This window comes from Microbacterium sp. 2RAF4, assembly GCF_052115285.1.
GTDB lineage: Bacteria > Actinomycetota > Actinomycetes > Actinomycetales > Microbacteriaceae > Microbacterium > Microbacterium oxydans.
In genome coordinates this window covers 242,226-254,934 of the sequence record NZ_JBFRGI010000001.1, presented here as the reverse complement: position 1 = coordinate 254,934, position 12,709 = coordinate 242,226, and the positions used below count along the sequence as shown (strand labels likewise).

Sequence of the window (12,709 nt, the reverse complement as noted above, 5' to 3'; positions counted from 1 at the left end):
GTCAGAACAGCGTGGGAGCGTCCGCTATGGCCCACGACGCCCTGTGGTGCGGCGACAGTCCGATCGTCCGGATGGCATCGCGATGCTCGATGCTGGCATAGCCCTTGTTGCGGTTCCACTGATACGCGGGATGCGTCTCATGAAGTTCCGCCATGTAGCCGTCCCGCGCGACCTTCGCGATGACGGAGGCCGCAGATACGGAAGCACAATCACGGTCCGCCTTGACCACGGGACGCACATTCAGCGGAGTCGGATGCACCTTCGACACGTAGTCGTGGTTCCCGTCGAGCAGGATCAGAGCTCCGTCGAGCGCGGCGCCCTGCGCGGCGACGGCCAAGACCGCACGGGACGCGGCGAGTCCGAGCGCCCTCATGATGCCGACCTCGTCGACCTCCGCCGCGCTCGCCCAACCGACCGCCGAGGCCTGCACCCACGCGGCGGCGCGGGCGGCAACCTCCGGCCTGCGCTTCTCCGTCACGAGTTTCGAATCACGCAGCCCTTCGGGTACACGACGACGCGCGCCTGTCGCGTCCATCACGGCTGCACCCACCGCGACCGGTCCCGCGAGCGCACCACGACCCACCTCGTCCAGCGAGATGATCAGTTCGCACTCGCCGAGGAGCCGACGTTCCAGGGTGAGCTTCGGCGCGATGACGGTCATTCCGGGTCCGGGACGCCGTTGAAGATCTCGTGATGGCCGTCGATCGGTCCCAGCCGGTTCAGCGGCCACGTCGTGAGGAACGCCTTGCCCACGATGTTCTCCATCGGGACGAAGCCGCCGCTGGGCAGGTCCTGGTGCGCGCGGGCGTCGCGCGAGCGATCCCTGTTGTCACCCAGCAGCCACACGGAATCCTCCGGGACGACGACGTCGAATGGCTCGTTCGACGCGGCAGTGTCGCCCTGCGGGAGATTCAGGTAGCTGAGCTCGTCAATCGGCGCGCCGTTGATCGTGATCTGTCCGAGCGCGTTGCAGCAGACCACGTGGTCGCCAGGAAGACCGATCACCCGCTTGACGAGATGATCCTGCGAGTCGGTCGCGGAGATGCCCACGAAGTTCAGCACCCAGTCGACCGCCTCGACCAGAGGCGGCTGTGCGGGTGTCTGCGGCTGTCCGTCCAGCCACCCACCCGGATCTTTGAAGACGACGACGTCTCCGCGCTCGTAGTCGGTCCAGCGCGGAGTGAGCTCGTCGACGAGGATACGGTCGTTGACCAGGAGCGTGCGCTCCATCGACGCGGAGGGGATGTAGAAGGAGCGGACGACGAAGGTCTTCACGACGAAGGACACCAACGCGGCGATCACCACGATCACCAGCACGTCTCGAAGGAAGACCAGGAACCCGCGGCGTCGTCTGGACGTGGGCGCGGATGGGGATTCAGTCATCTGGTTCCTTCACGATCATGCGCCGGCGTGCGGCGACGATATCTAGGGTCGCACACCGGGCGGAGAACAAAGCACCCCGGGACATCGTGTCCCGGGGTGCTTCGGAGATGCGTCGACTCAGCGGTCGCGCTTCTCCTTGATCTTCGCCTTCTTGCCACGCAGCTGGCGGAGGTAGTAGAGCTTCGCGCGACGCACGTCACCGCGGGTGACGACCTCGATGTGGTCGATCACCGGGGAGTGCACCGGGAAGGTACGCTCGACGCCGACCTGGAAGCTGATCTTGCGGACGGTGAAGGTCTCGCGGACGCTGTCACCCTGGCGGCCGATGACGACACCCTGGAAGACCTGGATACGAGAGCGGTTGCCCTCGGTGATGTTGACGTGCACCTTGACGGTGTCACCGGGGAAGAAGTCCGGGATGTCCGAACGGAGGGAAGCCGCGTCGACGGCGTCGAGGATCTGCATGATCGTCTCTCTCTGCACCCGCCACAGGTCGCATGCATGTATTCAAAGGAACAAGAAAAGGGTTGAGCTGTACGGAGCTGACGCGTCCGCGGGCTCCCCTGTGGCAGAGCCGGTCACAGCACAAACAACCATTCTGCCACGAATGCGGCGACGGGCCAAAACGCGGTGTCAGTCCCGGATGTCCGTCTCCCGCACCACGATGACCTCATGCGCACGCGTCGGCGCTGACGGCTCATCGACGGTCGGGATCGTGGACCAGGAGATGGTCTCGCGCAACCGCGCTCCGCTTCCCCTCGCTTCGTTCCACAGCTGCCACAACTGCAGCCAGATCAGCGCGATCCCGGCGACGATGGCCCCCGTGAGCAACCACGGGAAGGCGCCGTCGATGAAGAATCCGACCGCGATCGTGAGGCCGTTCCAGACCGTGAACCCGGCCACGTCCCACCACGAGACCGCTCGCTCGATACGGACGGACGGACGGGACCGCGTCAGAAGCGTGAGGAGAAGCTGCCCCAGGAACACGGACGGCATGGCGACGAGCAGCACCCACAGGATCGACCAGCCGCCCTGGAAGACCCCCCACCCGATCAGCAGCCACAGGGGCAGCAGGAAAGCCGCCGGGAGGAGCCAGCGGAAGTAGGCCTGTCGCAACCACATGCTGAGATGGTACGACGGCGATCTCCCGCGTGCTCCCGTGTTCGCTGAGAGCGCGCGACCTTCCGCGGCCTCACGATCAGGGAGAATAGGACGGACGAGAGGACAACCGATGATCGAACTGCGCACCCCCGCCGAGATCGAAGAGATGCGCGCCGCCGGGCGGTTCGTCGCCGAAACCCTGGCGACGTTGCGTGACGAGACCAAGGTCGGAACCAACCTGCTCTCGATCGATCGCCGCGCGCACGACATGATCCGTCGCGCCGGCGCCGAGTCGTGCTACATCGACTACCACCCCTCGTTCGGAGCGAGCCCGTTCGGGAAGGTCATCTGCACCTCCGTCAACGACGCCGTTCTGCACGGCCTCCCCCACGACTACGTGCTCCGCGATGGCGACCTCGTCACGCTCGACTTCGCGGTCGCGGTCGACGGCTGGGTCGCCGATTCCGCTGTCTCGTTCGTCGTCGGAACAGCCAGCGACGAGGATCTCCGACTCATCGACACGACCGAGCGGGCCCTGACCGCGGCGATCGACGCCGCCTCCGTCGGGAACCGCATCGGCGACATCTCCGCAGCGGTCGCCACGATCGCACACGGTGAGGGCTACTCGATCAACACGGACTTCGGCGGCCACGGCGTCGGCCGGACGATGCACGGCGACCCCCACGTCCCCAACGACGGACGCCCCGGTCGCGGCTTCCCGTTGCGCGCCGGCCTGGTCCTCGCCCTGGAGCCCTGGCTTCTCGCCACGACCGACGAGCTCGTCACGGACCCCGACGGATGGACGCTGCGCAGCGCAGACGGCTCCCGCGGCGCGCACTCCGAGCACACGATCGCGATCACCGAGCAGGGGCCGATCATCCTGACCGACCGGTCGTTCCTCGGCGTCGACTGACCTGCGACGTCGCTGATCGCCGTATCGGTTGTTTCGGACGCCGTACGCAGGCGCGGTCGGCGCCTCGGTGTGCCATCCTGAGTCCATGATTCCGCATGATCGTCATGTGCCGGAGCGAGTGCTCCTCGCGCGTCACGGGCAGACCCAGTGGAACAGAGAGCGTCGCCTGCAGGGGCGGCTCGATTCGCCTCTGACCCCGGACGGGGTCGAACAAGCGCATGCGATCGCGGATCGCCTGATGGACGTCGGCGTCCGCACTGTATGCTCCAGTCCGCTCGGCAGGGCGGTGCACACGTCGACGATCGTCGCAGAACGCCTCGGTGCCGACGTGGTCGAGGTGCCGGAGCTCGCCGAGCTCGACCACGGCGAGCTCAGCGGCCTGACATGGGAGGAGATCGACGCGGAGTATCCGACCGCGAGGGAAGAGCGGGCGGCCAACCGCTACGGGTGGGCTTTCCCCGGCGGGGAGAGCTACGCGCAGGCCAGAGCACGTGCACGCAAGGCACTCAGCAGCTGCGGATGGGTGTCACAAGGCATCCCGCTTCTCATCAGCCACGAGATGATCGGGCGCATGCTGCGCGCGGAGCTGCGAGGGTTGGATGCTTCGACCGCACTCGGGCTGAGGCACCCCCACGGGGTCGTGTTCGAGATCGACGGCGCCTCCGAGCGCATGCTCTGAGAGATGCGCTCGCGGTTCGAGGCCTGGGTCAGGAAGAGGGCGACGTGTCGTCGCCGAGGAGATCGGGACGCCGCGACCGGGTGCGCTCGATCTGCTGCTCGCGGCGCCACGCGGAGATCGCCGCATGGTTTCCGCTCAGCAACACGTCGGGCACGGCTCGTCCCCGCCACGATGCGGGCTTCGTGTACGACGGATACTCGAGCAGACCGTCCTCGTGGGATTCCTCGACCAGACTCTCGGGGTTGCCGACGACACCCGGGATCAGCCGGCCGATGGCCTCGATCATCGCCATCGTGGCGACCTCTCCCCCGTTGAGGACGTAGTCGCCGAGACTGATCAGCCGGACCTCGCCCCGCTCGGCGGCGTATTCGAACACGCGCTCGTCGATGCCCTCGTAGCGGCCGCAGCCGAAGATGAGATGCCCGCGAGTCGCCAGATCACGCGCGGTCTTCTGGGTGAACACTTCTCCGGCGGGCGACGGGAAGATGATGGTGGGGCGTTCAGCGCCCGTCGCAGCAGCGGCTTCGCTGATGTCGTCGAGGGCGAGTCCCCAGGGCTCCGGCTTCATCACCATGCCCGCTCCGCCGCCGTAGGGGGTGTCGTCAACGGTGCGATGACGGTCCGAGGTCCAGTCGCGAAGGTCTCGGATGCGGAGATCGATGAGCCCGGTCGCCTGAGCCTTTCCGAGCAGCGAGAGCGTCAGCCCGTCGAAGTAGGACGGAAAGATCGAGAGGACGTCGATGCGCACGGGGACCCGTATCAGCGATCACTCGGACGCGTCGGCGTCCGTGCCTGCCTGCGGCTCGGCGTCGGTGGATTCCGGGAGCTCTTCGAAGAGTCCGGGCGGCGGAGTCACGATCACGCGACCAGCCTGCACGTCGACGGTGGGCACGATGGCAGAGACGAAGGGCACCATCACCTCGTCCTCCCCTGCCTTGACGATGAGGAGGTCCTGTGCGGGGAAATGCTCCACGCGAACGACTCGACCGATCACGCTGTCGTCGCGGACCACCTCGAGGCCGACGAGCTGGTGGTCGAACCACGCATCGTCTTCGGCCTCGTCGGCATCCTGATCGATCCAGAGGATGGCGCGGACGAGGCTGTCTGCCGCGTCGCGGTCCTCGACGTCCTCGAAGAACACGACGGGGTTGCCGTTCATCACCCGGTACTCGCGCACCGTGATCTCCTTGCCGTGCCACGGAGATGCCTCGGGCACCTGCAACGTGAAACCGGCTCCGGGGACGAAACGTCCCTCGGGATTGTCCGTGTACAGCTCGAGCTTGAGCCCGCCCTTGAGCCCATGCGCCTTGACGAGGCGCCCGACTCGCAGCTGGTTCTTGCCCTGGTTGCGGTCCTTCGCCACCACGTCAGTCGTCCGCGACATCGACGCGGACCCGCCGACCGTCAGCGAGTGCGCTGACGAGGGTGCGAAGGGCCTTCGCGGTGCGGCCGCCGCGCCCGATCACGCGTCCACGGTCGTCGGGGTGCACACGCACCTCGAGGAGGTCGCCTCGCGGCGATGTGGATTCGTTGATGCGGACATCTTCCGGGTGATCGACGATCCCCTTGACGATGTGTTCGAGCGCGGCGGCGAGCACGACGGATTACTCTGCGTCTGCTGCGGGAGCCTCAGCGGCCTCCGCGTCGGCCGCGGCGGGAGTCTCCTCAGCAGGAGCCTCCGCCTTCTTCTCGACCTTGGGCTTGACGACGGACTTCTTGGACGCGTCGATCTCGAAGGGGACCTTCGGCTCGGCGACCTTGAGCGTGGACTTCGCGTCCTTGTCGCCCTTGAACTTGCCCCAGTCACCCGTGATCTTGAGGATGGCAGCGACCTGCTCGGTCGGCTGGGCGCCGACGGAGAGCCAGTACTGCGCACGCTCGGAGTCGACCTCGATGAACGAGGGCTCCTCGGTGGGGTGGTACTTGCCGATCTCCTCGATCACGCGACCATCGCGCTTGGTCTTCGAGTCGGCGACGACGATGCGGTAGTAAGGCGCGCGGATCTTGCCCAGGCGCTTGAGACGAATCTTGACAGCCACGATTCTCCTGAATTGTGTGGAAGGAAACGAACCGGTCGCCTGGAGAGTGGGGTGCACACCCGGCGGAAGCTCTGATGAGTGTGGACTCCTGCTGGATAGAGGGTCGAGCAGGTCGTCCGACCCTCTATTCTGCCAGATCCGAGAGCCGGGCGCGAAACGCGGCGAAACCCCTGTTGCCGTGTCGCGCCTGCCGCGTGCCAGACTGTGCGGGTGAAGCTCGAGTTCGCCTCTTCGGCCCGGTCCACCGTCGGTCTCGAATGGGAGATCATGCTCGCCGATCCGGTGAGCGGTGACCTCGTCGGCCGCGCACCCGAACTGCTCGCCGCGCTCGAGGCCGAGAGTGCGGACGAGCGACACACCGTCACAGGCGAGCTGCTCACCAACACCATCGAGGTGACGAGCGGCATCGGCGACTCCGTCGCGCACGCGGTCGACGACATCGGGAACGCGATCACGGCGGTCCGCGCCGCGACCGATCCCGCAGGCATCGAGCTGCTCTCGGCGGGAAGCCACCCGTTCGCGCAGTGGTACGACCAGCAGGTGACCGACAAGTCGCGCTACCACACGCTGATCGAGCGCACTCAGTGGTGGGGGCGCAACATGATGATCTGGGGCATCCACGTGCACATCGGCGTCGAGGATCAGCGCAAGGTCTTCCCCATCATCAACGCCCTCGCCGGGTACCTCCCTCATCTGCAGTCGCTCGCCGCGTCCAGTCCCTACTGGGCGGGAGAGCGGACGGGCTACGCGTCGAACCGCGCGCTCGTGTTCCAGCAGCTTCCCACCGCCGGGCTCCCCTGGCCGCTGCACGACTGGTCGCAGTACGAGTCGTATCTCGACGACATGGTGCGGACCGGCGTGATGGCCGATGCCACGGAGGTGCGTTGGGACATCCGTCCCGCTCCGCGCTGGGGGACCATCGAGGTGCGCGCCTGCGACGGGCTGTCGACACTGCCCGAGCTCGCCTCGGTCGCCGCACTCGTGCAGGTCCTGGTCGAGGACTTCTCACGCCAGCTCGACGAAGGGAAGACGCTCCCCGAGCTTCCCGCCTGGTTCCACCGCGAGAACAAGTGGAGGGCTGCACGCTACGGGCTCGACGCACGTGTCATCGTCGATGCCGCCGGCACACAGCGCCCCGTCCGCGAGCATCTGTCCGAGACTCTCGAATCGCTGACGCCCACCGCAGTCGAGCTCGGATGCGGTCGGGAGTTCGGCGGCATCGCCACGATCCTGGACGGGGGCGCCAGCTACGCGCGTCAGCTCGCCGTCGCCGATGCTGCGGACGGCGACCTCTCGGCGGTCGTGCACCATCTGATCAGGGAGTTCCGTACCGGACCCGAGTCGTCGACCGAAGAGCCGTAGCTCCCGGGACGCCCCACCCGGGACGACACTGGTCAGTCCTCGACGAGGCGCCGCGCGAGGCCCTCGTCCAGGACCACATCCGTGATGAGTCCGGCCGCGAGGGCGGCGCGAAGGCTCACCAGCTTCGGGATGCCGGACACGACGCACACGCGGCGCGGAACCCGACGGAGTCGATCGAGGCCGGGGCCCGTGGCGCGCGCGTTCACGCGGATGTCCCGCCACGACCCGTCGGAGCGGAAGAAGACGGTGGCGACATCGCCGATCGCATGGTCCTCGCGGAGGCTGCGGTAGTCGTCACGTCCGAGGTAGCCGCCCACATAGACACGGCTGGGCACCTCGGCGGCGGGCGAACCGAGGCTGAACACGGCGACATCCATCTTCGCCTGCAGATCGAGCACACGACGCGTGCTGCGTTCACGCCACATCGCCTCGCGGGTCGCAGGATCGTCGAAGAACGCGGGCACCGGGAACTGCTGGACCTGCGCGCCGAACGCACTGCCGAATCGCTGCAGGATGTCGCTGGAGTACTCGACGCCCGTGGTCTGGGTGTTGCCTGCGCCGTTGAGCTGCACGAAGGTCGTGTTGTGGGTCTCCTTCTGGGTGAGTCCGCGACTCACAGCACTGATGGTCGACCCCCACGCGACGCCGATGACCATGTTCGAATCGACGAACTGCGACAGCAGACGCCCTGCCGTCAGAGCCACACGCTCGAGGCGCTCGACCTCGCTGAGGATCTCCGGCATCGGCACGACGTGCGCGGCCACTCGATGCCGATCCCGGATCCGGTGTTCGAGCATCCCGAGACGCTCGAGCGGCGAGTTGATCCTGATGTCGACCAGCCCGCTCTCCCGCGCGAAGCTCAGCAGACGTGAGACCGACGATCTCGACGTGCCGAGTTCCTTCGCGATGACCTCCATGGTCTTGTCCTGCATGTAGTAGAGCTGCGCCGCCGTGAGCGCCGCGATCAGCTTGCTGTCGCGAGATTCCGCGCTTGCACCGGCCATGACGTCCTCCTCAGCATCGATCCTTGCACATATGTGCAGTGGGCTTGCGCGGGATGTCACACAGGTCGATGCTGGTGGCAAGCAAGGAAGAGAGGGTCGACGATGATCGATTCGACACACTCGTCGGCGGAGCGCGCGGAGATTCGCGCTGTCCGCGAATCCGGACGCACGAGCGTCCTCGTCATCGGCGGTGGGATCAACGGAATCTCCACGTTCCGCGACCTGGCGTTGCAGGGAGTAGACGTCGTGCTCGTCGAACGAGGGGACTTCGCCTCCGGCGCCTCCTCCGCGTCGAGCCACATGATCCACGGCGGCATCCGCTACCTCGAGAACGGCGAGTTCCGGCTCGTCCGCGAATCCGTGGAGGAGCGCAACGGTCTTCTCAAGATCGCCCCTCACTACGTGAAGCCGCTCGAGACGACCATCCCGATCTACTCGACCTTCTCGGGCATCCTCTCGGCACCCTTGCGCTTCCTCACGCACAAGAGCGGCAAGCCGCAGGAGCGCGGAGCCTTCCTCATCAAGATCGGGCTGACGATCTACGACACCTTCTCGCGCGATGGTGGCACGGTTCCTCGGCACCGTTTCCTCGGCCGCAAGAAGTCGCTCGCCGAGCTGCCGTCGCTCGACCCCAAGATCAAGTACACCGCGACCTACTACGACGCCTCGATGCACGACCCCGAGCGCCTGGCTCTGGACGTGCTCCAGGACGGACGATCCGCCCACCCCGGCGCGCATGCGCTGAACTACGTCGAAGCCGTCGCTCGTGACGGCGACAAGGTCGTGCTCCGAGACCGTGAGAGCGGCACGGAGTTCTCCGTGCAGGCGGATGTCGTCGTGAACGCATCAGGCCCCTGGACCGACCTCACGAACGATGCACTCGGCACCGAGACGAGGTTCATGGGCGGAACCAAGGGCTCGCACATCGTCCTCGACCACCCCGAACTGCTCGAGGCGACGCGCGGACGAGAGATCTTCTTCGAGCACTCCGACGGTCGCATCGTCCTCATCTACCCCCTCAAGGGACGCGTCCTCGTCGGCACCACCGACATCGATGCCGATCCTCGCGAAGTGGCCGTGTGCACCGAGGAGGAGGTCGACTACTTCTTCGATCTCATCCACCACGTGTTCCCCACCATCCCGGTGTCGCGCGAGCAGATCGTCTACAAGTTCTCGGGAATCCGTCCGCTGCCTCGTCACGAGGACACGGCCCCCGGTTTCGTCTCTCGCGACTACCGCGTCGAGGTCGATCAGAAGGGCGCCGTGCCGCTCGTGAGCCTCGTCGGCGGCAAGTGGACCACGTTCCGCGCGCTCGGCGAATCCCTCTCCGACACGGTGCTCGGCCTGATCGATCGCACCAGGACGGTCTCGACGGCGGGGCGCGCGATCGGCGGTGGGCGCGAGTTCCCCCGCACCGAGAAGGCCAAGCGCATCTGGTTCCAGGAGAACCTTCCCGGCGCCGGCGCGCGTGCTGATCAGCTCCTGGCCCGATACGGCACCCGCGCGGCTCAGGTCTGGGAGTTCGTCGAGCAGGGTGCGGACGCACCGCTCGCGGGCGGTGACCTCTCCACGCGTGAACTCGAGTGGATGGTGCAGAACGAGCTGGTGACCCGCCTGGAGGATGTCATCCTGCGTCGCACCAGCATCGCGTTCACCGGCGGGGCGACCGCCGAGGTGCTGGACGAGATCGCCGATGCCCTCGCGCCGATGCTCGGCTGGGACCGAGCGCGCCACGATGCCGAGGTCGAGCAGACCCGCGAACTGTTGAACGAACGTCACGGACTCGATATCCCGTCCCGCGCCCGCGGCTGACGGGGTCTCGGACTGCCGCCCTCCTCGCGGTGCAACTCCCATAAAGTGTCGGGGCAGAGGGGCTCCGACACACAAGAAAGGTCAAAGAAGACATGGCTGATGTGAATCTCGGTCTCTACTTCCTCTCCGAACTGGTAGGAACAGCGATGCTGGTCCTGCTCGGATGTGGTGTCGTCGCCAACGTCGCGCTCGCGAAGAACAAGGGCTTCGGAGGCGGCTTCCTGATGGTCAACTGGGGTTGGGGCCTGGCGGTCTTCGCCGGTGTGCTCGTCTCCGCGTACTCCGGTGCGATCCTCAACCCGGCCGTCGGCATCGGACTGCTGATCTCCGGCACGATCGACTTCCCGATGTTCCTCGTCGCCACCGCGGCCGAGCTCGTCGGTGCGATCATCGGTGCGATCGTCGTGTGGCTCGCCTACAAGCAGCACTTCGACGAGGAGCCGGAGGCCGCCAACAAGCTGGGCGTCTTCTCGACCGGCCCCGCGATCCGCTCCTACGGATGGAACCTGGTCACCGAGATCATCGGCACCTTCGTGCTGGTCTTCGTGATCCTCGCGTTCGCGGACTACGGCGACATCGAGGTGGGAACGCCCGGAGGCCTCGGACCGCTCACGGCCCTCCCGGTCGCTCTGCTCGTCGTCGCGATCGGCGCCTCGCTCGGTGGTCCGACCGGCTACGCGATCAACCCGGCCCGCGACCTCGGCCCGCGCATTGCGCACGCGATCCTCCCGATCAAGGGCAAGGGCTCCAGTGACTGGTCCTACTCCTGGGTACCGGTGGTCGGCCCGCTGATCGGTGGCGCGATCGCCGCTGCTGCAGCGCCGGTCCTGCTGCACCTCGCCTGAACGACCTGACTTCAAAGGAGAACAACATGGCTGACTACATCCTCGCCATCGACCAGGGAACGACTTCGAGCCGCGCGATCATCTTCGACAAGAAGGGCAGCATCATCGCGACGGGCCAGAAGGAGCACGAGCAGATCCTGCCGAAGGCCGGCTGGGTCGAGCACGACGCCTCGGAGATCTGGCGCAACGTCCAGGAGGTCATCGGACTCGCCCTGAGCCGTGCCGACCTGACCCGCCACGACATCGCGGCGGTCGGCATCACCAACCAGCGCGAGACCGCGGTGGTCTGGGACAAGACCACCGGAAAGCCCGCCTACAACGCGATCGTGTGGCAGGACACCCGCACGCAGGCGATCGTCGACCGTCTCGCGGCGGACGGCGGCGTGGAGCGGTTCAAGCCCGTCGTCGGGCTCCCCCTGGCGACCTACTTCTCGGGCACCAAGATCGCCTGGATCCTCGAGAACGTCGACGGCGCTCGCGAGAAGGCGGATGCCGGAGACCTGATCTTCGGGACGACCGACAGCTGGGTCCTCTGGAACCTGACCGGCGGTGTCGACGGCGGTGTGCACGTCACGGATGTGACGAACGCGTCGCGCACGATGTTCATGGATCTCGAGACGCTCGAATGGCGCGACGACATCCTCGAGGCGTTCGGCGTACCGCGCTCGATGATGCCGGAGATCCGCTCGTCCTCCGAGGTCTACGGTGCGGCGGAGGACTCTTCGCTGCTTCGCGAGACACCGATCGCTGGCATCCTGGGCGACCAGCAGGCCGCGACGTTCGGGCAGGCGGCCTTCCAGAAGGGCGAGAGCAAGAACACCTACGGCACCGGCTGCTTCCTCATCTTCAACACGGGCGAGGAGATCGTCCACTCGAAGAACGGGCTGCTCACGACCGTCGGCTACAAGCTCGGCGACCAGCCAACGCACTATGCGCTGGAGGGCTCCATCGCCGTCACCGGATCCCTGATCCAGTGGCTGCGCGACCAGCTCGGCATCATCTCCTCGGCCCCTGAGGTCGAAGAGCTGGCCGACAAGGTCGAGGACAACGGCGGCGTGTACATCGTGCCGGCCTTCTCCGGTCTGTTCGCTCCGTACTGGCGTCCTGACGCCCGCGGCGCGATTGTCGGGCTCACCCGTTACGCGAACAAGAACCACATCGCTCGCGCAGCGCTCGAGGCCGTCGCTTTCCAGACGCGTGACGTGCTCGACGCCGTGAACGCGGACGCCGGTGTGGACCTCACCGAGCTCAAGGTCGACGGCGGAATGGTCGCGAACGACGCGCTCATGCAGTTCCAGGCGGATGTCCTCGGCGTGCCGGTGGTGCGTCCGGTCGTCGCGGAAACCACCGCCCTCGGTGCAGCGTATGCGGCCGGCCTCGCGGTCGGGTTCTGGAACGGGCTCGACGACCTCTCCGCAAACTGGCAGGAGGACAAGCGCTGGGAGCCGTCGATGGACGAAGCAGAGCGCGACCGCCAGCTGCGGCTGTGGCGCAAGGCCGTCACGAAGTCGATGGACTGGGTCGACGACGACGTGAAGTGATCTGACACGAAGGCGAAGCGGGTTCGGAGC

Annotated in this window: 15 protein-coding genes; 6 read left to right on the top strand and 9 right to left on the bottom strand. The window is 66.7% G+C overall.

Annotation, left to right across the window (positions count from 1 at the left end; all coding sequences use genetic code 11):
• Position 1: 1 nt before the first annotated feature.
• The 4 genes from AB4070_RS01225 to AB4070_RS01210 all read right to left on the bottom strand — a co-directional run bounded on the left by AB4070_RS01225 (position 2) and on the right by AB4070_RS01210 (position 2,505).
• Complete coding sequence (locus AB4070_RS01225) at positions 2-661, bottom strand: ribonuclease HII (RefSeq protein ID WP_441978569.1); 660 nt, start codon at positions 659-661, stop codon at positions 2-4.
• Positions 658-1,383 carry a signal peptidase I gene (gene lepB / locus AB4070_RS01220; RefSeq protein WP_058630610.1) on the bottom strand — a complete coding sequence of 242 codons (726 nt, stop codon included), beginning with the start codon at positions 1,381-1,383 and terminating at the stop codon, positions 658-660. Before lepB ends, AB4070_RS01225 begins: the two co-directional genes overlap by 4 nt.
• A gap of 117 nt (positions 1,384-1,500) precedes the next feature.
• The gene (gene rplS / locus AB4070_RS01215; protein ID WP_045265383.1) at positions 1,501-1,848 is read right to left on the bottom strand and encodes a 50S ribosomal protein L19; all 348 of its coding nucleotides are present in this window, start codon (positions 1,846-1,848) and stop codon (positions 1,501-1,503) included.
• A gap of 168 nt (positions 1,849-2,016) precedes the next feature.
• Positions 2,017-2,505, bottom strand: coding sequence for an MFS transporter permease (locus AB4070_RS01210; protein ID WP_441978568.1), 489 nt, complete (start codon positions 2,503-2,505; stop codon positions 2,017-2,019).
• A 109-nt stretch (positions 2,506-2,614) separates the two neighbouring features.
• Here AB4070_RS01210 and map point away from each other — a divergent pair, with 109 nt between their 5' ends.
• Together map and AB4070_RS01200 are read left to right on the top strand one after the other, a co-directional pair.
• Entirely contained in the window at positions 2,615-3,397 is a 783-nt protein-coding gene (map, locus tag AB4070_RS01205; protein WP_046747071.1) for a type I methionyl aminopeptidase, read from the top strand.
• Between the two features lie 85 nt (positions 3,398-3,482).
• Positions 3,483-4,076 (top strand): histidine phosphatase family protein, encoded by a 594-nt coding sequence (locus AB4070_RS01200; protein ID WP_441978567.1) that lies wholly within the window; start codon positions 3,483-3,485, stop codon positions 4,074-4,076.
• A gap of 28 nt (positions 4,077-4,104) precedes the next feature.
• On the opposite strand, the gene trmD is transcribed toward AB4070_RS01200, so the two are convergent.
• The 4 genes from trmD to rpsP are packed head-to-tail and all read right to left on the bottom strand — an operon-like array spanning position 4,105 to position 6,115.
• The gene (trmD, locus tag AB4070_RS01195; protein ID WP_441978566.1) at positions 4,105-4,824 is read right to left on the bottom strand and encodes a tRNA (guanosine(37)-N1)-methyltransferase TrmD; all 720 of its coding nucleotides are present in this window, start codon (positions 4,822-4,824) and stop codon (positions 4,105-4,107) included.
• A gap of 18 nt (positions 4,825-4,842) precedes the next feature.
• Positions 4,843-5,460: a ribosome maturation factor RimM gene (gene rimM, locus AB4070_RS01190; protein ID WP_441978565.1), complete on the bottom strand. Its 618-nt coding sequence runs from the start codon at positions 5,458-5,460 to the stop codon at positions 4,843-4,845.
• A complete protein-coding gene (locus tag AB4070_RS01185; RefSeq protein ID WP_017830729.1) occupies positions 5,444-5,674 on the bottom strand; it encodes an RNA-binding protein in 231 nt (76 codons plus the stop codon). The genes rimM and AB4070_RS01185 overlap by 17 nt, the downstream gene beginning before the upstream one ends.
• A 6-nt stretch (positions 5,675-5,680) precedes the next feature.
• A complete protein-coding gene (rpsP, locus tag AB4070_RS01180) occupies positions 5,681-6,115 on the bottom strand; it encodes a 30S ribosomal protein S16 (protein WP_441978564.1) in 435 nt (144 codons plus the stop codon).
• Between the two features lie 210 nt (positions 6,116-6,325).
• Between rpsP and AB4070_RS01175 the strand changes: the two genes are divergently transcribed.
• Positions 6,326-7,477, top strand: a complete 1,152-nt coding sequence (locus tag AB4070_RS01175; protein ID WP_441978563.1) for a glutamate--cysteine ligase — start codon at positions 6,326-6,328, stop codon at positions 7,475-7,477.
• Positions 7,478-7,509: 32 nt separating this feature from the next.
• Here AB4070_RS01175 and AB4070_RS01170 read toward each other — a convergent pair whose 3' ends face one another.
• Complete coding sequence (locus AB4070_RS01170) at positions 7,510-8,481, bottom strand: sugar-binding transcriptional regulator (protein WP_021200458.1); 972 nt, start codon at positions 8,479-8,481, stop codon at positions 7,510-7,512.
• Between the two features lie 102 nt (positions 8,482-8,583).
• Between AB4070_RS01170 and AB4070_RS01165 the strand changes: the two genes are divergently transcribed.
• The 3 genes from AB4070_RS01165 to glpK all read left to right on the top strand — a co-directional run bounded on the left by AB4070_RS01165 (position 8,584) and on the right by glpK (position 12,679).
• Positions 8,584-10,293, top strand: a complete 1,710-nt coding sequence (locus AB4070_RS01165; protein ID WP_441978562.1) for an FAD-dependent oxidoreductase — start codon at positions 8,584-8,586, stop codon at positions 10,291-10,293.
• 92 nt (positions 10,294-10,385) lie between these two features.
• Complete coding sequence (locus tag AB4070_RS01160; protein ID WP_028501983.1) at positions 10,386-11,138, top strand: MIP/aquaporin family protein; 753 nt, start codon at positions 10,386-10,388, stop codon at positions 11,136-11,138.
• 26 nt (positions 11,139-11,164) lie between these two features.
• The gene (glpK, locus tag AB4070_RS01155; RefSeq protein WP_441978561.1) at positions 11,165-12,679 is read left to right on the top strand and encodes a glycerol kinase GlpK; all 1,515 of its coding nucleotides are present in this window, start codon (positions 11,165-11,167) and stop codon (positions 12,677-12,679) included.
• Positions 12,680-12,709 lie beyond the last annotated feature (30 nt).